The sequence below is a fragment of the Pseudomonas sp. CF161 genome (assembly GCF_000416215.1).
Classification (GTDB): Bacteria; Pseudomonadota; Gammaproteobacteria; order Pseudomonadales; family Pseudomonadaceae; genus Aquipseudomonas.
The window spans coordinates 46,137-67,202 of record NZ_ATLP01000032.1 but is presented as its reverse complement, the minus strand read 5'-3'; the positions used below and the strand labels follow the sequence as shown (position 1 = coordinate 67,202).

Sequence of the window (21,066 nt, the reverse complement as noted above, 5' to 3'; positions counted from 1 at the left end):
TGCCGACACGGGGGGAGGGTGACACTTCCGTGTGTCGGCACCGAGGCGACAGATCGCCCGGTGATCATCCTGAGGAGGCACTCCTTTTATTCCCCTTCAACACGGCTTGCGAACAACCCGTGCCCCGCCAGCCTGGCGGTTGACACTCCCTGTGTCGGAGCACTTCCTGATGCCCCGTGTGCCACTCAGCGAGTAGGAATCTACCGTCCCCAAGGCTCGGCTGGCCGATTTGCAAGATTTGTTCAGAATCCTTCGGGCCTAGAACACCCAGCGTTGCTGCTCCTGGTGCAAGGCACTTTGCTCGACGTAATGCAGGGTACTGGGCGCCACCTGGGTCGAATCAGCAAAGGCGGTGACACTGGCGCTCCCCTGCGGGCTGCGCTGAGCCGGCAGTTGCCCGTGGTGGGCGCTGGCGGGCGACAACACCGTCGACCCCAGGCTGAGATAGACCGCCAACACCAGGGCAGCGCAACACCCAAGATCCTTACCCTGCACCGCCCTCACCAGCAGCCCACGGCTTGTACGAAACATCTTCCCCATGATCCTTTTCCTTGCGGGTTGCAGTCGGTATGGTTCTGCTGCACGGCAGGCAGTGACAGTGCTCCTGTCGCCTACCGGCTATTTGACATCAGCGTACCGAGCCCGCAATCGCGTCAGAGCAAATCGCCATAATTGTTCAGATTCACCTTGGCGGCCTAAACTCACCTCCACTCAGACGCCGTAAAAAACGGCCACAGTGCTCCCCCTGCAATCAAGGAACTGCCCCGCATGCGTGTCGCAATACTGGATGACGAGCCCGCCGAACTGGCCCGGGTGGAACAGACACTGCGACAGATCCCCGGGCCGGGGGACCAGCCCTGGACCCTGCACAGCTTCGAACGGGGCGAGGACCTGCTGCGCCAGCTGCGTCGAGAGACCTTCGACCTGCTGGTGCTCGACTGGCAACTGCCCGACCTCAGCGGCCTGTCATTGCTGCGCTGGACCCGCGAACACATGGAAGCGCCGCCGGCCGCGATCATGCTCACCAGCCGGGATGCCGAAAGCGATATCGTCCAGGCGCTGAATGCCGGGGCCGACGATTACGTCAGCAAACCCTTCCGCCCCAACGAGCTCAAGGCTCGGGTCATGGCGGTACTGCGTCGCCACGGGTTGCAACGCAGCAACGCCACCGAAGTGCTGAGCTTCAATGACCTGACCTTCGATGATGCGGAGCTGACCGTGACCCGGGCAGGTCACCCCATCAGCCTGACCGACCGCGAATACCGCCTGGCGCGCTGCCTGTTCGACAACCTGGGGCGACCGCTGTCGCGGGAGTACCTGTACCAGCGTTTCTGGACCCACGAAGAGATCGTGTCCTCACGGCCCCTGGACACCCACATCTACCGCCTGCGCAACAAATTGGGGCTGACCACGGACCGAGGCTGGCAGTTGCTGACCATCTACGGTTACGGCTACCGCCTGGAAAGCGTCGCGTCGCCTGGCGAGCAGGGCAACTGACTGCTGGCCGTTAATAGCGGCTTGATATCATTGCGGGTCCTGCCAGACGTCTTCATAACCGGCTCGGTCGATGATGAAACGCGTCCCGCTCGGCAGGTACAGGTAATCGATCACCTCCGGCAACAGCTCGACCAGGTGCTCGGCGCACAGCGGCTGGTAGAAATCCACGGCGGTGGAATGTTCACCGCAGTGGAAAAACCAACTGACCGTGCCGTTCTCCGGCAACTCGACCCGGGTGCCGTAGATGGGCGACTGCGCAAGGGAGCCAGAGGCCAGTGCAATCATCGGCTCCGGCGCCTGGGGAGCGAGGTCGTAGCGTTCACAGATAAGCTGCTGTCGTTCGTTCATTGGCCCAGCCATCAAGGGGAAAAAGGGAGAGTCCTGCCCAACGCAAAGACCTGTTCGAGTGCCACTTCGTCATCGCTGTCACCGTCTTCGAAACACCTGAAACGACGCCCCCGCAGCGCCGGCTCCAGGCACTCGTGCAACGCCGCGGTCCGGAACAGCAACTCCATCCACAGCGTCTGCTCGCTCTCGAAGGTCAGGCGCAGATCATAGTCGGCGCTGCTGCCCAGGCCAGGGTCCTTGAACTCGATCACCTGCTCGGCGGCCCACACACAATCCGCACCGCTGCGCAGTTGATCCATGGCCTGCCGCGCGTCCAGCGGCTCATCGAACACCAGGCGATATTCGTAGCTCATGCTCGTCTTCACTCCGTTCGCGGTCAGCTATCCAGCCACCAATTGAGCAAGGTCTCGTCATTGGTGTCATCGAGGTTTTTATAGATGTTGGCGTAGTACCACTCGATGCCCGTGGTCTCGCGGAAGCGGTTGAAGAACAGGGCGATGTTGTCCATGCCGTTTCGCGCCGGCACCGACAATGTCAGATTGCCCTTATAGCGCCCGTCGAGCATGCCGCCCAATTCGGTCGCCACATCCGCCGCCAGGGCGATGATGTGTTCTTCAGGGATGTGATCCGAATAAATGTGGATGCAGAAGTTGCCGCCCCGCTTGAGCACCACGGCGGGGGCCTGCGGATCCTTGATCGAAATAATGTCGCCCTTGGCCAGGTTCAGCGTCAGCCCCGGTGAGTAGAGTATCTCGTAACTGTACTCATCGATCCGCCGTACATGCAGCGGCTCATAGACCGGGCCATGGTCATTCTGCCCCGCGACGACCCGAATCGATATTTCCTGGTTTTCATCATCCATAACACATTTCCGAGCGATTACTGTTTTTACAAAGGGTGAGAGGAGCCGAGCGGGCTCAGCCGCGGATCGGGGTCAACTGCTCGGCAAACACGTCTCGAAGCGCCTGTTCGATGGCCGGATCGTCTTGCAGCTCAGGTGCCAGCAACAGCACCAACTGGTCCAGGCCCGCACACCAGGTGACGGAGCTGGCCATGCTGAAAATGATGCGGTCCTGTTCGATACGCACGTGTGCAACCCCGCCATAGCCGGAGAGGGCAGGGCTGGAGATTTCGAGGTGGTAGGTGTCCTGGCTCAGGGCGGCGTCCTGTTCGTCGCACTCGGTGCTGCGTTGCAACAACAGGTAGTGCTCGGGCTCATCGGCGGCATCGGCAAAAGCCACAAGCCATACATCGTCTTCCAGGGTTGCGCTGAAAAAACTGGCAGGCCATTCAACAGTCATGCTTGAACCTCAAGTGAAGCCAGTGAAGAGCACTCCGTCATGCGCGCAGGCTCAATGGCCCCGTGCTGCAAACAGGCATCTTCATAGGCGATATGTTGGTCGTCGGTGATGGAGGACAGGTAGTGGTCGATTGCGCAAAAACTGACCTCGGGCGCGATGTCCACAGTGAACAGCGACAGGCCCCGGGTAACCGTACACCTGGCGCCGAGGCTGCGCAGGTGCTGCACGATGCTCGCGCGCTCTGACTCGCGCTCGGCATAAACCCGCAGCGTCGAGTGCCCGGATCGCCGCACCACGCGGGTAGCGAACAGCTCATGGGCATCGGCGCGAGTCAGCACCCAGTCCCCCTTGCTCACGCCGTAGAGATAGTAGGGCGTGTTGTCCAACTCGTAGACACCTGCGCCCCGTTGGATGCCCCACAGCGATTCATACTCCACTGGTGGGTAACCGTCGGCGTCGAGGGTGAGTTTGAAAATGATCTTGTGAAACTGTGCTGTCGAGTTATCCATTCCATCTCACAGAGGCGCCGCCATGGGCCTCACGAATTGTCCGTAAAAGAAGTGTTCCTCGAAGGAGAATATGACCTCTGCACTACCCGGCATAACCAGGGCCGTATTCTCGTCGGACGGATAGAAAAAGTCGTCCCAGCATTTTATAAAAATATCCCTGGGCACCTGCGCCGCGCAGCGTCTGCCCCAGAACAGCCAGAGTAGCTCTGCCTCCGGGCTTAGCCGTCGCTCGAAGAACAACGACGACTCTGCCCGCCGAGCAAAATCCACTGTGGTTTTTTCATGGCATTGAAACAGGCTGGGCAGCTCATTGATAAGGCTGGGCACCGGAATGAACCGCTCCCATAGCGCCTGTGACGCTGCCTGATCAAACAGCACGACTCGCTGTTTGTCGTCCGCACTCAAACCACAATCCGCGGCATTGAAACGCCAGGCGATGGGGTAGCGTGCTTCATCGAATAGGTGGCTGCTTGTACCTGCCAAGGTCTATGTCCTTATTGTCCAGTTAGCCTTCCACTTCCCAAGCCAGATCGGGATCGGCCGAACCATAGGCCGAGAAATAAGCCAGGGCCTGCCTCGCTCGCTCTTTAGCCACACACTGATGCCGAGGGTAACTGCCGGACTGGCCGCCCGCGACCAATTCAACCTGCTGATCGTCAGGACTGTCTGCACTGAGCAGGGTCTGCAACGATTGGTCGACGTCCTGGGCGATAAAGACCACATACTGATCGGCCGCACCGCCCCCGATATGCATCAGGGTCTCGTCGCTGAAGAGAAAAACCGTCGAACTGAAAGCCTTTCCGTCCAGGCGGTCGAACGCGGACAGCACCTGCGTCGAGTCGGGGTTTAACCACTCATGGGGGTGGCAACGATTACCGGCATATTCATCTTCAATGATTTTCTTGAGCATTCGCCATGGCTGCCTTGGCCGGATAACACGTAAATCGTTATAGATGAGGGATTGTAGTGGTCAACTAATCTCGGACACGACGTTAAGTTTTTACTCGGCCCGCGCTGGCGCCATTCCATCGTTGAATTGGTGAGGCCGAATCCAGTTGTAGCGATGCATCAAAAAGTGGCTGATATCACGCTGTGCTTCCTGCGCAATTCGATAGCCCAAGACCGGTATCCATTCTGTTTTCAAGCTGCGGAATACGCGCTCCATCGGTGCGTTATCCCAGCAGTTTCCTCGCCGGCTCATGCTCTGACGTATGCGGTATCGCCACAACCGTTGGCGAAATAACCGACTTGCATATTGCGATCCTTGATCCGAGTGGAACAGCAGACCCGAAGGCCGGCCACGTTGTTCGTAGGCCATATCCAGCGCCTTGATCACCAGTTCAGCGTCTGGCTTTTCCGACAGTGCCCAACTCACGATTCGACGCGCACAAAGATCCAGTACGACAGCCAGGTAATGCCATTTTCCTTGCGCCCAAATGTAGGTGATATCGCCGCACCAGACTTGATTGGGGGCTGGTACATCGAATTCACGGTTCAACGTATTCGGGATATCGAGTCTTTCTACTGTTGCCCGTTTGTAAGCGTGAGAGCCAGGTTGTTTGCTAACTAAATCAAGCTCGCGCATCAAGCTGCGCACTTTGAATCGACCAAGTTGCTCACCGTCTTCACGCATCAACGACAAGATGCTGCGACTACCAGCAGCGCTGCGGCTTTGCGAGAACAGTTCACTGACGCGACTACGCAATCGAAGCCGTTCTACATCGGGCGTGCGGCGCCGCAGGCGCTGGGCGTAGTAACACGAGCGGGTGACGTCAAACACATTGCACAGCCAATCAACCGGCTCATGGGCGCTCAACTGGTCAATCAGCGCGAACGCTCGTGATCTTCCGACATCAAGAGCGCGGTAGCCTTTTTTAGTATGGATTTCTCTCGCTCAAGCCGGGCAATCCGGGCTTCAAGCTCCTGGATTTTTTGCTGTTCCGGGGTCAGCGCTTTGCTCTGCGGAGTGACGCCTTGGCGCTCCTGCTGAACCTGATCGACCCACCGGCGCAGGGCCGACTCGCCGACGCCGAGTGAACGGCTGGCTTCGATGTAGCTGTAGTTTTGCTTGAGCACGAGGTCGGCAGCCTCGCGTTTGAATTCAGCAGAGAAGGAACGGCGTTGTTTGGTCATCTGACACCTCGATCTGGCGGGCATTCTCGCCTAAATGGGTGTCCGGTTTCATTAGACCACTACAATCACCACCTCCCGATCTCCGGTCAGTAGCCACCCATTTGGTAGAGAAATGGCTCGACCGCTAGCCTGCTTTCTTTAGGAGCAGGATTTGGGTCTAGAACAACTGAAAAAAGCGGAGGAGCAGGACACGCTGGTCGGGTTGATCGGGAACGGGGCGGGAGTTTAGGGTGACGTGCGGGCAGGGTTGGTTGGGAGGCTTTCTATTCCCCGCGCTCACATCGATAACTACAGCACAAACTCATCGTAATAGAGCTGACATCCATTTAAAATCAACGCTGTATTGTCATGTGGTTCGGAAGATTTGATTGCTGAACTCGGAAGGCGAAAGCTACAAACATTAGTAAAGGGGCACCGTTGCACCGCTTCTTAAAAGTCAAAGATGTAATCAAGAATAATCATGTATTAAAGAGCACGGATAACAATATGCCAGAGTTAGGTGCGGCGCCGGAGCAGGGACAGATTGTGAAGCTGCGTCACAAAATATGGGCGGTCACAGCGGTCAATATAACAAATACACTACCCAATCAGACCATCCATAGAGTCGCACTAGAATGTCTGAGCGATGATGCTCTTGGAGAGAGTATCCAGGTTATCTGGGAGCGGGAAATTGCTCCTTCCGTAATTGAGTCCACCTCTCTTCCCAGTATCACTGCGCACGATGAACCCGAACTTTTTGATGCCTTCATCAGGTCTATGCAATGGGGAGCCAGTTCGTTGGCCATTGGAGACACACTCCAAGCTCCGTTTCGTGGTGGTGTACAGATGGAGGAGTATCAGCTCGCACCTGTGATCCGGGCCATCAACATGCCTCGGGTACGCCTCTTGCTGGCCGATGATGTAGGTCTGGGTAAAACCATTGAAGCTGGCTTGGTAATGCAAGAACTCATTCATAGCCATAGGGCAAGCCGAGTCTTGATCGTCTGTCCAGCCCACCTGAAGATCAAATGGGTCGATGAGATGGCTGAGAAGTTCGGCCTCGAATTTAAAATGATTGACCGGGACACCGTACTTAGAATGAAAAAAGAGTACGGCCCCAGCATTAACCCGTGGGCAAGTTTTCCCAGACTTGTGACCTCAATTGATTACCTAAAAACTGAACACCCACGTCGATTGTTCGATGAGTGTACTAGGCGCAGACTTGAGGAGAGGCCTAACAACCGCCCTTGGGATTTGTTAGTTCTTGACGAAGCCCATAACGCGGCCCCATCAGGTAAGAAACAATATATTCGTGACTCTGAACGCACATCTCTTCTGCGTTCTATTTCTGAACAGTTCGAGCACAAGATGTTTCTTACTGCCACCCCCCATAATGGCTACCGTGAGAGCTTCACCGGTTTATTGGAGATATTGGACAATCTTCGTTTCTCACGCGGCACTGACCTAGATAAATCTCAACTTTCCGCCGTTACCATTCGCCGTTTAAAGCAAGAGATCTCCAATCCAGATGGGACACCGCGTTTCCCCAAAAGGGTCATACTCCCACGTAACGAAACCAGTGATCCGCAACTCTACGTCATGCAGAAGGGGGATGAGCAAAAGCTTTTTAATCTGCTCAAAGCGTACACCAATAGCCGTTTGGCTTCGGTCGATAAACGCTCAGAACGGCCTCTTCAATTCATTCTTACACTTTTGAAAAAGCGAGCGTTATCCTCTCCCTTGGCGTTCCGAGAGAGCCTAATTGTTCACACGACAAATGCTGGCATTAAGGGAGCGCTTGGCATCGGCGAGTCTCTGTTCAATCGCTTCGAGCAAAAAGAGTCAGAAGATTGGAGCGATGATGAAGACAAAGAGGACAACCTGGAAGCTGCTATCAATGCCGCATCAAAACTCATCAAAGAGTTAACGGATGATGAAAAAGGCATGCTTCAAAGTATGTTTGAGATCGTCGATCATCAGGTTTCTCACTTTTCGATAGAGGAAGATAGTAAGGCATCAGCTTTAATCGCCTGGATCAACCTTAATCTACGCTATCGGGATCAATGGAACGGCGAGCGTGTAATTATTTTTACGGAGTACAAACACACGCTCAACTATCTGGAACGCATCCTAGAAAAAAATGGTTTCCTTGAAGCGACAAGAACCATTGTTGGTGGTATGAACGATAGTGGTCGCAAAAAAATCAATGATGAGTTTCAAGCGTCTAATAGTGAAACCACTGTACGTATTTTGCTGGCCACAGATGCTGCATCCGAAGGGGCGGACTTTCAGAAACATTGTCGCAATCTTATTCACTACGAAATCCCGTGGAATCCCATTCGGTTAGAGCAGCGTAACGGCCGTATTGACCGTCACGGCCAGAAAGCTGATGAAGTGCGCATTCATCATTTCGTTTATAAAAACCAGGAAGACTCCGAGTTTCTCAAGCATATCGTCGATAAAGTTGAAGTTATCAGAAGTGACCTTGGCAGTGTTGGTGCTTTAATCGCAGACAGCGTCAGGAAAAAGGCACTCGGTCAGACTGTCAGTCTTGCTGCGATCGACGATGATACGCGCATACGGCTCGCGCGAGAAGAAATAGCCATCGAGGCTCGCGAAAATGAAAGTGTTGCACAAATAGTTCAGGCCCTGAATAGAGCAAGAAGTGCGCTTGATATATCCGATAGTAACCAGCTTGCGTTATTGAAGCAGGCATTATACTTGGAAGGATGTAATGAGGCAGTTCGGGAGCTGGATAATTACGAATTCACTTTAACGCGGATTCCAACTGTTTGGACTGAATGCAAAGTCTATGTCAGCTCAGATTATTTTCAAAAACGCCTCTCCTTTAGTCGTAATAGGGCCAGAGAAGATGATGCCGTGGGCATCGTCCATCTTGATCATCCGTTAATGAGAAGGGCGGTTTCTGCGTTCCGAATCCAGATGTGGGGAAACCAGTCCTCCCGTAGCCGCCTTAACAGAGTTTCAATCTCAGAGTCGAGCCTGATTACGGCCCCTTCCGTTATTGCATGGGGTCGACTGGTTTTGCTTGGGCCAGAGCATAATCGCCTGCACGAAGGCTTAATCCGCTGCCAAATGTCGATCCAAAATGGGGTAGTTATAGAACGGGACGTTACTCGGCCTGAAGATGCTAAGGTCTTCACCGGTGACATCGCCAGTGTTCAGGAACTAATTTCACCTTATGTTCAGGCGATTACTAAGCAGCTTTCCATTAGTGCCGGGGACCAAGCCAGATTGTTGATTCTGACCCTTACTGCCCGGGGTGAGGTCGCGCGCAAGCATGCTAAAAGTCTGGCCACCGAGCGTATTGCGGCCATCAGAAATGCCTTACAGAACTGGCAAAAGCGTTCTGCGGATATGCAGATGCAATTTACTTTCGATGATGAAGAACAAGCGCAGCGCGAGCAGGATTTTCTTGCTCTTCAGCGTAGGCTCGAACAGCTTCAACAGGAGCGTGAGATCGAGCCAAAACGCCAAAGAGACTTATATAAAGTGACAGACCAAAGAATGTACCCAGTTGCCCTAGAGGTCGTCCTTCCTAAGGTGGGTAGCTGATGGCCACGAATAAACGCTTAGCAAGCCGACAGCATCGCTGGCTTTCCAGCGTAGAAATTACGGGAGTGGTATTAAGCGAGCCAGTGTTAGCCGACGCCGGCAACTTCAGATCACTCGATAAGGCAGAGGTCGCAGCTTTCCGAAAGCAGCGTGAGATATGGAGCCTGCCCAAAGGCATGGTGGAGGGCAATGGTCAGCCTGCCTGGATTAGTTTTATTCTCGAAGATTTTCTCGGCCTGAAAGACAAAAACTACTGGCAAGTCGGTGCAGCGATTCCCTTCGACAAAGTAGTAAATTTGCATGAGAAGCAGGAAATTCTGCGCCCAAGTCGCGTCCTGTTGGATGAAGAAAACGCCGTCATGCTAGTGCTTGAAGTGCCGCGTGAGCAGTCGTTAGACAAACCTTGGCAGCAAGAGAAGGGCCGCTGGAAGGCATCGCCCACCACCAAGTTTGAACGATTGTTGCGAGAAGCCGGCGTAGAACTCGGACTGCTAACTAATGGCGAAGCTTGGCGTTTGGTCGTTGCATCACCTTCAGAAACCACATCCTGGATGACCTGGACGACGCAAACCTGGGATGACGACCTATTGACCTTGGCGGCCTTCAAGGATCTGCTGGGGGAGTCGCGCTTTTTTGCCGGGCGTCGGGATCAGGTCATTCTCGAACTGATCAAGCAGAGCCGTCAGCGACAATTGGACGTAGCCGACCAACTGGGCAATCAGGTACGCGAGGTATTACAGATTCTGGTACACGAGTTCGATAGAGTCGATGCCGAACTTGGCGGCGACTACCTTCGCGGATATACCGAAGCTGAGATATTTGAGTCCAGTGTCGCCTTTATCATGCGCCTGTTGTTTACCCTCTATGCGGAAGAGAACGGCTTGCTACCGCACGGTAATGTCACTTACGACAGAGCCTATGGCGTGCTACACCTGCTAACTGAACTCGAAGAAACCCGCCGGCTATCGCCGGAAAAACTCAAACACTCCTACGCAGCCTATGCCCGTCTGTTAGCAAGCTCACGTCTCTTGCATGACGGCAGTGTCGACGCCGACATTCGCATTGCCGCCCATGGAGGGCAGCTGTTCGACCCCAACCGATACCCATTGCTGGATGGAAGGGCTAAGGACGGTAATTGGCCGACCGATATGCCGGAACCGCCAAAGGTCAGCGATGCTGCGATTCGCGATATTTTGCGCAGCCTGAAATACGCCAAGGCTGAAGGCGTTCGCCAACTGGTGAGCTATCGGACACTGGCGGTAGAGCAAATCGGCCATATGTATGAAGGACTGCTGGATCGACGAGTAGCCAGAGCACCTGCTAACCAAACCCTGCTGCTGTTGCAGGGCGGCTCCAAAATTACTGAATCGGAACCTGTGAATGCAATTGAATTTGCAGGCCTGGATAAAGTTGCACTGATCAAGGCCATTGCCCAGCACACCAGTAAAACGGCTGGCACTATCAAGATAGTGCTGGAACGAAACGAAGATCGGCAGACACTGGTTAACCCCGGTACTGATGATGCCGAGCTGCTGGCGCAAGCGAAACCAGTTGAACGATTTTTACAGCCCTTGGGCATCCTCCGGCCGGGCGGACTGTATGTTACCCACGGGCAGGATCGCCGCTCCAGTGGGGCCCACTACACACCTCCTACACTCACCGAACCGGTGGTACGTCGCACGCTAGAGCATCAGGTCTATGTGAATGTTGAGAGTAAACCCGGGCTACTTGCAGAGCCCAGGTTAATCAAGACACCGCAGGAAATTCTAAGCCTAAAGGTTTGTGACCCTGCAATGGGCTCCGGCGCATTTCTCGTACAGGCCACACGGTATCTAGGGGAGCGATTGGTAGACGCCTGGGAGCGTATGGCTGCCGAACAGCCGGATGCCATATTAACTATGCCGCTTGCCTCCCCATCGCAAGGGCGCGCCAGCGAAAACCTAATGCCGGATTCCCGCGAGGAACGCATTGTGTTCGCTCGCCGCTACGTGGCCGAGCGCTGTGTCTATGGCGTGGATATGAACCAGTTAGCAGTGGAAATGGCCAAACTATCCCTCTGGCTGACCACACTCTCCAACGACCGCCCCTTTACCTTTGTGGACCATGCACTCAAGCATGGCAACTCGCTAGTAGGGCTTTCGCCTGAGCAGATACGCAACTTTACTTGGAAGCCCGTCAGCAATGAATTTGGTCCCTTGTTCACCCTTCAGCCCGACCAAGAAGTAGGAGAAGCCGAGCAGCATCGCGAGGCGATACATACCATTCCCGATCACGACTTTATCGCTAAAGAAAAAGAAAACTGCATAGCCGAAGAAGCACTCGCTAGTGTCCGATTAAAGGCGATTTTAGTCATAGCTGCCTTCTTTAATGGCGCTAACACCAAGCAGCGAGAAGCCAAACTGATCGAACATCGTTATTGGCTTGACCGTTTGGGGACTGATGAGAAGGCTTCCGAGGAAATTGAGAAGCTTGTGAAAGGGCTTACTACCGGAGACAAGCCAATCATTCCCTTTTGCTGGGAAGTGGAGTTTCCGGAAGTCTTTCATCGCGAAAATGGTGGTTTCGATGCCTTCGTGGGCAACCCGCCATTCGCCGGTAAGAACACCACCATTGAGGGGAATCGGGACTACTTTGTCGACTGGTTAAAACTGGTACATGAAGAGTCACATGGTAACTCCGATCTGGTTGCGCACTTTTTTCGCAGCACTTTTAACCTGCTGCGAAAACAGGGTAGCTTTGGCTTGATCGCCACCAAAACTATTCGCCAAGGAGATACCCGTAGTACAGGACTTCGATGGATTGTTAATCATGGAGGGGTTATCTATAACGCCGAGCGCCGGGTACCATGGCCCGGTAAAGCGGCTGTCATTATCAGTCTAATCTTTACCATAAAAGGAAGGACTGAACAGCCAATTTATCTCGACAAAAAAGTGGTCAAAAAGATCACCGCTTACCTATTCGACAAGGGTAATAACGAAGATCCTTACGTGCTTTCTGAGAATTCGGATAAGAGTTTCCAAGGGAGCATCCCTCTTGGTATGGGCTTCACCTTTGACGATACAGAAAAAAAAGGAATTGCAAATTCGATTTCCGAAATGATGCAGTTAGTCAAAAGTGACAGCTGCAATGCGGAACGCATATTCCCGTTCATTGGGTATTCCGAGGTCGCAAATGATCCGAAGCATAGCCATCATAGATACATTATTGACTTCGGAGACATGACAGAAGAAGAGGCTAGGAGATGGCCGGATCTTATGCGTATAGTCGAGGAAAAAGTTAAGCCAACTAGAGTCAAGGATAAGCGAGACAGTCGACGGAATAATTGGTGGAAGTTCGCCGAAAGAAGCCGTTCACTGTACAAGGAGGCATCAAAAAAAAGCAGAGTACTTGTTGCTGGATCCCAAGCTACCGCACATTTTGCTTTTGCTTTTCTACCGAAAGAGATGGTTTATTCGAGCAACCTTACAGTAATCACTGTCGACACTTTTGCTTCTTTTTCCAGCCTTCAATGTCGTATTCATGAAACTTGGTCACGCTTCTTCATGACGACTCTTGTGGATAGGCTGGTGTACTCTCCCACTACTTGCTTTGAAAACTACCCTTTCCCTATACATTGGGATAATGATCCAGAACTGGAGCGAATCGGCAAAGAATATTATGAGTTTCGTTCCGAGATAATGATTAAAAACAACCATGGTCTCACTGAGACGTATAACAGGTTTCATAATCCCGATGACCAGTCCGACGACATCAATAGATTAAGGGGGTTGCACAGCGCCATGGACAAAGTCACCCTCAATTTGTACGGCTGGCAAGATATACCCACAGAGTGTGAGTTTCTATTAGAGTTTGAAGTTGATGCAGACACCTCAGGGAATAGGAAAAAGCCGTATTTATATCGTTGGCCCGATGAGGTTCGCGATGAAGTACTTGCACGCTTACTGGCGCTCAATAAAGAGCGCCATCAGCACGAAGCACACTAAGCATCATACGGCACAAGAATTTCCTTGTGCCGTAACAGTTCAAATTGCTGGGCAATCCGTTCACTGGGTTGCCCGTGCGCCCTAACCCCCATCTCCATATTGCGATCCAGCGCATACATTGTGAGATTGGCTGAAGTTACCAGCGCATCGTGACGATCCGCCACCAGTACCTTGGCGTGAAGCTTCAGGTGTTTGTCGTTGTGTGGTATTTTCCAAGTCAGCAACGTTGGAAGTGCAGTACCTTTTGGCCAGAGGGCAATCAAGGTATCGCGGTTATTTTTACCGTAACCTTTTTCGCCTTCATCCAGCACCATAGTGACCTTCACTCCGCGCACAATGGCATCGGCAATTAACTCAATGATGTCGTTGATTATACCTTCGTAATCCTCCACGCCTGCCAACCAATAACCCACTACCAACAGCTCGGATTGCGCAGCGGAAATAATATCCTGCACCACTTGGCGGGTGGCGCGAAGATAGGAACCTTCAACTTTTGGCCCCGACCATACTACTTCGGTTTGGGTGGCTTCCCTTTCGGTCAATAACACGGCTTCTTTGAGCGCTGCCAGCTGTAAGGCAAAGGCAGAATTGCTGAGTGCAATAAGTTCAATTGCCCATGTGGCTATCAGATTCGATAGCGCACTTTGCACTGCACCTCGTCCAGCGGCAAATTTGGCAATAGTCGCAGGGCCGGATTGTGCGGTTAATATATTCGAAGCCACTGCTGCGATCACTTCGGCAAGGGCGCCAGCGTTAATCAACTGGCGCACACTCTCCGCCAGATTATGGGCAGCTTTATCCCTGATAGCAGGCATGACCGCTCCTTATTTGAAATAAGCCATATCGCTGTAGGCCATGGTGGGCACTAAGAAGTTACGATCCAAAAAGCGGTTAAAGGCTTCGCAAGAGGTTTCCGGTGCCAGCACACAGGCGTGGCAGGCCGCGCCGTTGATGGTGGCATGTACGTCCGGCTGGTGGTCTGCACAAAGTGGGTCCGATGAGCAGCGCTTGGCGTTTTCTAAGGCGCTGTGAATTAAATTGGGAAAGCGCTCCTTGCTGCCTAGATCCACCAAACCACCCAGACTGCCTTCGGAATCGGCACTAGCGGTGTACAACAAGATACCCGCCATTCTGCGTTCAGGATCGGTGCTGCTGTAGATACGCTCTCGAACTGCGGATTCGGAGTAACCACAATCTAAAGCAAGCTGACGCATTAATACGTGAGCCAGACTGTGCAGCAGAATGTATCGCGCACCGGGGAAATCATCCGCATCAACACCACGTTCGGCCGCCCACTCTCGGTATTTTTGCTCAATGGCGGACGCCCGTTTTTTTACCGCAGGTATAGCCTCCCAATTTGCCAGAGCATCTTCTTTTAATTCGATAAAAATGCCTTCGCCTCGCACCTCGACGGCGGGAAGCCAATCCTGCCGCTCCTTGTAAATTGGCGCACGAGAGGCGCCCATACCGTCGTCATCCATGCCTGAGGCATAGTCGATGCGCGTAAAACTGGTGAGCGCCCGAACTTCTAATAATTTTCTAGCAAGCACTATTCGATCGATTTTATTGCTTTGCAGATCGGGAACCTCTCCCGCCTCTAAGAAAAAATCGGATTGATCGCCTTGGTTGTTGCCTTCGATATCTCTAAACGCATTCCATTCCGGTAGGCGCAAATCGATTTCATCGGTTTCAATTTCGCCTCGCTCTTTCAGTAAGGTTAGCCAAATATCTTCTACCTTGAACTCTGACAAAGTAGGGAACATTTCCATACCGAGAAGCGTTTTCAGCTTTTCTTTGGAATCGATTTTTTCCACTTGATGTTGTGGGCATTTTTTTAGCGCCTGTCCTATGGGGGTAGCGGCTTCTTTAATGGACAAGGCACTGCGCACCAAGGGGAACCAGCCGTTAGTGGCGCCACGTTGAATGGCGCGCAATTGGCCTGCGTGTTTACATTCATGAGGGTCTTTATTTTTGATACCCAACCAAGGGCGCTTGCGGCTACATTCGCCCAAGGCGAGGCTGCGGTTTTCACCAAAGGCATCACTGACGCTGCGCTTGGCATCGCAGGCACAATAGACCCAGATATCAGACACCGACCCTGTGGTGCCGGAATACACCAAGCGCATGCGCTTCTTACAGTTGTTATCGGCGTCCCGGTGCACATACGCACGCCATGGGAAGTCATCAATATGACCGCTCGGGCAGGCAACTACAAACGGCGCTGGAGTGGTGGGAGCCCGGTATTTACCACGGCCCTTGCAATTCGGTGCCTTGCATTCCATTTCCTGCGTTCTTTCGTTGTATTCAACCAGTTCTTCGCCAGGTTCGGAAAGGGTTGCGCATTCGGGATGAGTGCAAACCTGATAGCGAGGAAACAGAAAGGTTGGTACGGTTCCGCGTTTTGTAAAATAGTTGCCGCTGGTCGGCTCAGCGGAAAAAAAGCGCTTTACTTTAAGGGCTCGCTGCAAGCGCGGCTCGTGAATTACAAGTTCCTCATCCAAATGCCAGCCGTCAATGCCGGCGACGATAACCGACAAAGTTTGCAAGTCAACAATGGCACCAGGACCAAAAGTGGTAATCACCTGACTCGGACGAACGTCTCCGATAGCTCTTTTGCTCGACATTCGTGTTACTCCTCGTCACTAAGATAAAATGCTGCGGTGGGTTCAACTTCGCGCAACGATCCTGGCGTTGTCCATTGGCCTTCGTTATCTGTCCCCGATGTTTTAAGCAATACGCGGGAGTTATTTGGGGGGCGTTCACCACTTTTCAGCCAGGAATAGCGCAAAAGATCATCGGCGTAGTGCGCCCAATCATCGCGGCTCGACATCAGTCGATCATTTACCAATTTGGCGTTTTTCTTACCCACCAGATCTGCCGCGCGCAGGGTGATATTAGTGATCATCAGATCTGTGCTGGGCAAAGCCGGATCAAAATTTTGGGCCTGAACTTCACGAGCCATGTTTTGCCCACCCAGGCGCTGCATGGCAGCAAAGGCACCAAGTAAGCCTCTATCCAAAGCTCGTGACGAAAAAGGTGTGACGCTGATGGCCTCAACATATCGATAAAGCGCTGCATGGTAAGCTCGGAAATGTTCGTAGTGAGAAAGATCACGCGTACCAAGCCAGTTGTACATGGTGATCACCAAACCAGGATGCTTTCGGCCCACCCGACTGGTAGCTTGGATATATTCGGAGGTACTTTTAGGTTGGCCCGTAACAACCATCAAGCCCAGTCGATCGATATCCACGCCTACGGAAATCATGTTGGTGGCTAGCAGGACATCGACGGGGTACTGCTTGTCTTTTTCGCGCGGGAATTTGTTATCAAGCCTTTTTAACAAGCCGGGAATTCGCCAGGAATCAAGTCGACTGGTCAGCTCGTCTGGGTCATTGATATAGCGCTGAGGAAAGCCTCTTTGTTGAGCTAAATAACGAAGACGTTTTTTTATGTCGTCTTCAACCAGCCGGCGTGCACCACCTAGTGCGCGAAGGCTATTAAAATAGCCTACAACCGTTGCGTAGGGATCTGCCGCTTCATGGTCACGGGTGATTTCCGCCTCACCGGCCGCCAGCAGCGCTGCATATACGCGAACGAGCAAGGTTTTGGTGCTGGAGCCTGGCGCGTTCAAGCCCACATACAATCGACCGGCGGTCTTATCGTCGTCCTCTTTGATTTCCTGCTCTTTGGCAAAGAAGGAATCTTTGGATGACAAACCACTCGCCGGGAAGATAGCCAGATCGCGGTTATAGAGTTGGCGAATTTGCTCGCGAGCGCGACGTATTGTGGCAGTGGAGGCAATGATCTTTGCCGGAACTGAGACCCCTGTTTCGGTTTCAATGCGCGTTAAAAAATCGACGGCTGTTTCATATAGGCCGACCATGGTACCGAGTGGGCCAGAAATCAGATGTAGTTCGTCCTGAATGATCAATTCTGGCGGCACTAATCGGCGTGCCGGTTGATCGTCTTTTACCACTCGTTGATTGGGTTTTTCTCCGTGAGCTGGCGTCAGGTGCCCATAGGTTGGGCTGTATCTATTTCGTAATCCGAACAGTGCCTGCGTTTCACCCTTGAATGGCATGCGGGCAAATTTGTCCACCGTGGCGATAACCAATGATGGACATTCGCGATAAATTTCATCATCGACCACTACTACCGGTAGACCTTGGTCGTTAGAACGGCGGGCACAAAATTCACATTTTGGATTGGGGCAGCGAACGAGCGTTCTCAATCTAGCGTTATCGAAATCGTAAGTCTGGTTTTCTGGCTTGCCTTGTGGGGTTACCAATGAGGTGCCGCAACGGGGGCAAGAAACTAACTGTACTGGACTACCGTCCCGCGGTTTCTTGCCTTCTTCCAAATCTTCCAGCGCCTTGCCAGATGCTTTGGCGTCATTGGGCGTGGTAGCTTTCCCGACCCATAGGCCAATTTTGAAAGGTTCGTAGCCCCACTTGCCAGGGTCACTTTTGCGTACCAACTCACAGGCGCAGATCAACGCGGTCGCACGTTGAAATTGCTGCACCGTCAGCAGACGCAGTGTGTAACGCATGATAATGGTTACACCGGCGCTAGAATCAAGACCATTTACGTCGCCGCGCAAACGTCGATACGCCAATGTGAACGCTGCTAAGCCGAGATAGGCTTCCGTTTTACCGCCACCTGTTGGGAACCACAGCAGATCAACAAGTTTTCGATCTGATGCAATCTTTTCACCCGTTTTAGGCTTGTTCACCATGCTCGCAATATTGAGCAAAATAAAGCCCATTTGAAATGGTCGCCACGTACGGTTGTTTGGCATATCAAAGTCAGTAGGCGCTCCTACAATTTGCCCCTTGTCTCGATTTCTGCCTGCCCAAATGGCGTGAATGCGCTGATCCCACATAACGTAATTGGCAAACAAAAATGCTTCAAAGGCCTTCGATTCATTTTTGATGAGTTCCAAACCTTCGCGCATTCTTCGAGCAGCGTCTTCGCACGCTTCTATGAGAACTTTTGCTGTATCCCGGTTCTCTGGTGTGGAAATAAAGGGCGCGTTTTTTGCATCTTGTTTTCTATCTGTAATCCACTGGTCATACGCTGAGACCAGCGGTTCGATAGCGTTGAATACGTCGGTTGGGGAGCTGCACCTGCTCAGTTGCCACATATCCAGATTCAGATCGGGAATATCTCCACTTTGAGCGATTAAGCTTGGCACTTCGGAGTTGGGGATAAAATCGGTAAACAGGATGCTGGCACGATCACGCGTAGCGTTCACCCCGTCCCAGCCAGCGGCTACTCCATGGCCAGTTGCAAATTCTTTCGCATCCCGATAGAGCATGTTAGCCGTAGTAATTTCTGGGTCTTGTGAAATTTCCCTATCAAAATCTTTAGCTACAAATATAGGTTTTTTTTCAGCTGAAAAAAGTTCTAGTTTAGGTTGCATTAACCATTGCTGATCTTTTGCCCTATCGGAATCTTCACCTTTTGGTCGCCTGTTAACTAGGAACAGACTAATTGCTTTGGCCCCATCGATATGGTGAACGACTCCTTCGAGAAATACTTGAGCGTCTCCATCGCCATTCTCCCCAGGCCCTCGAAAACCTTCCGGTGTAATAATTATAGAGGCTGGAGCAGTGGACTTAGACAGAGGGATTGGCTTGAGTTTGCCAATTGTGTCAACAGGGATGGTCTCTACTAGAACTGACCTCTGGTAACGCTTCCAATAGATTCCACCTTCGGACTCATCCTTTTCGCGTCTGTAGTCGCCCCACGAAGCCCTGGCATTAATTGTTTGAGTATCTTGGGATATGAGGAATGAGAGCCCCATTGAGGAAGGGCTAAAGCCCCCAATTAATGGTGGTTGAGGTTCGTATTCACCGCCTTCATCATCATCGTTCCCGGCAGCAATCTGGTCGTGCTCCAGTTCTGGAATCTCTGACTTCAAAGGTGCCAGCCGTCCAACAACATAACGGGTGGTCGGAAATTCAGTGATTACCTCATCCGTAGAAGTGGGGCCCATTAACTCACGCTCAAGCGCTTCGAGAATTCGTGAGCGCGACTCTCGTTTGCTGCTATCTGGCATGGACGTGTTCCTTCTGTTCGCGTTTTTGTGCTCCAGGACCTTTCCCTGTTCCGGGGTGGGCATCGTGAGCGCCACTTAATGACAAATACTTTTTCGGTACCGATTTTGGCTTTTCCGGTGATGGGCAGTCAGTCCTTTTTTCAGGAATGAGCTTTAGCTTTCTACGAACTCGCTCCCCTAGAAGTTGACTCCGTATTTCCAATCCAAAAAGCTCCCCAATCGCCGGAGGGACCGCATTGCCGATCTGGATGTGAGCGGCACGTCGATCTCCCGCAAACATGTAGTCATCTGGGAAGGTTTGGATTCGGGCGAGTTCACGAACCGACAGCAATCTTCCTTGCCAGTGAAAAGGGCCTGTTGCAGGGCCAGGCTGAGCCTGAATCGTCCAGCTTGGTTTATCTTTGGCTAGCTTTAGAAGAAACGACCAAAACCGTGTTCGCCAACCAAACAGCGGTAATCCCCCCATCTTTTCTGTGTGCCACAGGTAGTTTTGCCCTTCGGGTATTGTTGGCAGTAGATCAGCCCATTTTCCTGAGGGTTTAACATCATCAGGCCAAACATCAACGTCCAAGTCGCCAATCGCATCCCACGATGTTAAATAGGGCAAGCCTTTACCCTGAGATTTTTCAGGATCGAAATGTGTGGGCGCTGGAGGATTGAAGTGCATGCCATCCCTACTAGCAAGGATGAATACACGCTCCCTTGATTGAGGTACTCCATAATCAGCAGCATTCACTGCAATTACATGAGGTTTGTAGTTGGTTTTCTTTGCTCTATTGATATTGTTCAGTTCATTTATCAAAAGCTGTAAACCTTCATCCTTCTCTGAGAAGGCTATGCCTTTGACATTTTCAAGCAAAATAACTTCCGGTTGAGCTTCACGGACGATATCTAAATAGGCTTTTAGCGTTCTAGCTCGTGGATCCGTCAGACGATCTGTATCCCCTGTTGCCCAATATCCGGACTTAGAGAAAGGTTGGCATGGCGGCCCGCCAGCGAGGAGGGTGAGTTCTCCAGGCTTAAGATTTGCTTGTTTTAGCAATTCGCTAGGTGTCAATGCGTGGATATCGCCAGGACAAGCTATTTTCCATTTTGGATGATTTAAGGTAAGCGTCTGTTGAGCAATTTCGTCGATTTCCACACATAATTTGTTGGTAAATCCGGCCGCGCTCAATCCAAGATCCAGCCCACCCGCTCCACTGAAGAGAGAAATCATTGTTTTCGTTGGTTTGCTACTCACACCTTATTCTCACTTTTTTGTATTCGAGCAACTCGCCCCACAGAAACTGATAGATATGGATGCGAGAGAGAGCTACCGGTGACGCTGTGCGGTGGTAAACCTAACAAACCGCGCCTATCAAATTACAGAAGCTACGAGATGCATTGCTTCAATCCAAGCGAAGGTGTGGCCCGATGCTTCTGGAGCCCAGCAGCTTCTGGTACTACTCTTGAGTGACTTTGTACATTTTCCGAAGCATTACCAATGTGTCTGGATCGCGGTATTTCCGATTCGTCTGTTGCTGAGCCAACCCTTTGAGCGAAAGTCCTGACGCATATCTTCCCACTGAGGCTTGGCAACTCACCATCTGCTCAACCTTAAGCATGGTCGCCCTGGGCAGGATCCCCCTGGTCTTTCCATTCGAGGTAATGACGATCATTGGGCCATATTTATAGACCAA

At 52.3% G+C, this 21,066-nt stretch carries 16 protein-coding genes; 3 read left to right on the top strand and 13 right to left on the bottom strand.

Features of this window, described 5'->3' with window-relative positions:
* Positions 1–258 precede the first annotated feature (258 nt).
* The gene (locus CF161_RS02425; RefSeq protein ID WP_156882640.1) at positions 259–531 is read right to left on the bottom strand and encodes a hypothetical protein; all 273 of its coding nucleotides are present in this window, start codon (positions 529–531) and stop codon (positions 259–261) included.
* 237 nt (positions 532–768) lie between these two features.
* Between CF161_RS02425 and CF161_RS02420 the strand changes: the two genes are divergently transcribed.
* Complete coding sequence (locus tag CF161_RS02420; protein ID WP_020294960.1) at positions 769–1,497, top strand: response regulator transcription factor; 729 nt, start codon at positions 769–771, stop codon at positions 1,495–1,497.
* 27 nt (positions 1,498–1,524) lie between these two features.
* Here CF161_RS02420 and CF161_RS02415 read toward each other — a convergent pair whose 3' ends face one another.
* From CF161_RS02415 to CF161_RS31975, 8 genes are all read right to left on the bottom strand, one after another.
* Positions 1,525–1,845 carry a hypothetical protein gene (locus tag CF161_RS02415; RefSeq protein WP_020294959.1) on the bottom strand — a complete coding sequence of 107 codons (321 nt, stop codon included), beginning with the start codon at positions 1,843–1,845 and terminating at the stop codon, positions 1,525–1,527.
* Positions 1,846–1,856: 11 nt separating this feature from the next.
* Positions 1,857–2,198, bottom strand: a complete 342-nt coding sequence (locus tag CF161_RS02410) for a hypothetical protein (protein ID WP_020294958.1) — start codon at positions 2,196–2,198, stop codon at positions 1,857–1,859.
* A gap of 23 nt (positions 2,199–2,221) precedes the next feature.
* The gene (locus tag CF161_RS02405) at positions 2,222–2,707 is read right to left on the bottom strand and encodes a DUF4265 domain-containing protein (RefSeq protein WP_020294957.1); all 486 of its coding nucleotides are present in this window, start codon (positions 2,705–2,707) and stop codon (positions 2,222–2,224) included.
* A 55-nt stretch (positions 2,708–2,762) separates the two neighbouring features.
* Positions 2,763–3,146 (bottom strand): Imm10 family immunity protein, encoded by a 384-nt coding sequence (locus tag CF161_RS31760; protein ID WP_020294956.1) that lies wholly within the window; start codon positions 3,144–3,146, stop codon positions 2,763–2,765.
* Complete coding sequence (locus CF161_RS02395; RefSeq protein ID WP_020294955.1) at positions 3,143–3,655, bottom strand: DUF4265 domain-containing protein; 513 nt, start codon at positions 3,653–3,655, stop codon at positions 3,143–3,145. Before CF161_RS02395 ends, CF161_RS31760 begins: the two co-directional genes overlap by 4 nt.
* 6 nt (positions 3,656–3,661) lie before the next feature.
* Entirely contained in the window at positions 3,662–4,138 is a 477-nt protein-coding gene (locus tag CF161_RS02390; protein WP_020294954.1) for a hypothetical protein, read from the bottom strand.
* 22 nt (positions 4,139–4,160) lie between these two features.
* Positions 4,161–4,565, bottom strand: coding sequence for an Imm1 family immunity protein (locus CF161_RS02385; protein ID WP_020294953.1), 405 nt, complete (start codon positions 4,563–4,565; stop codon positions 4,161–4,163).
* Positions 4,566–4,655: 90 nt separating this feature from the next.
* Positions 4,656–5,788 (bottom strand): IS3 family transposase gene (locus tag CF161_RS31975; protein ID WP_156882639.1). Its coding sequence is split into 2 segments (ribosomal slippage): positions 4,656–5,533 and positions 5,533–5,788, totalling 1,134 coding nucleotides; the frame shifts between segments, so codons are not numbered across the junction.
* 417 nt (positions 5,789–6,205) lie between these two features.
* On the opposite strand from CF161_RS31975, the gene drmD reads away from it, so the two are divergent.
* Together drmD and CF161_RS02365 are read left to right on the top strand one after the other, a co-directional pair.
* Positions 6,206–9,343: a DISARM system SNF2-like helicase DrmD gene (gene drmD, locus CF161_RS02370; protein WP_156882638.1), complete on the top strand. Its 3,138-nt coding sequence runs from the start codon at positions 6,206–6,208 to the stop codon at positions 9,341–9,343.
* Complete coding sequence (locus CF161_RS02365) at positions 9,343–13,326, top strand: Eco57I restriction-modification methylase domain-containing protein (RefSeq protein ID WP_020294949.1); 3,984 nt, start codon at positions 9,343–9,345, stop codon at positions 13,324–13,326. The genes drmD and CF161_RS02365 overlap by 1 nt, the downstream gene beginning before the upstream one ends.
* On the opposite strand, the gene drmC is transcribed toward CF161_RS02365, so the two are convergent.
* The 4 genes from drmC to CF161_RS31960 are packed head-to-tail and all read right to left on the bottom strand — an operon-like array spanning position 13,323 to position 20,627.
* Complete coding sequence (drmC, locus tag CF161_RS02360; RefSeq protein WP_020294948.1) at positions 13,323–14,141, bottom strand: DISARM system phospholipase D-like protein DrmC; 819 nt, start codon at positions 14,139–14,141, stop codon at positions 13,323–13,325. The two genes, CF161_RS02365 and drmC, sit on opposite strands and share 4 nt — an antisense overlap.
* 9 nt (positions 14,142–14,150) lie before the next feature.
* A complete protein-coding gene (drmB, locus tag CF161_RS31970) occupies positions 14,151–15,950 on the bottom strand; it encodes a DUF1998 domain-containing protein (protein WP_043228450.1) in 1,800 nt (599 codons plus the stop codon).
* A 5-nt stretch (positions 15,951–15,955) separates the two neighbouring features.
* A complete protein-coding gene (gene drmA, locus CF161_RS31965) occupies positions 15,956–19,387 on the bottom strand; it encodes a DISARM system helicase DrmA (RefSeq protein WP_043228448.1) in 3,432 nt (1,143 codons plus the stop codon).
* Positions 19,377–20,627, bottom strand: coding sequence for a DNA cytosine methyltransferase (locus tag CF161_RS31960; protein ID WP_218187555.1), 1,251 nt, complete (start codon positions 20,625–20,627; stop codon positions 19,377–19,379). The genes drmA and CF161_RS31960 overlap by 11 nt, the downstream gene beginning before the upstream one ends.
* Between the last annotated feature and the right edge of the window lie 439 nt (positions 20,628–21,066).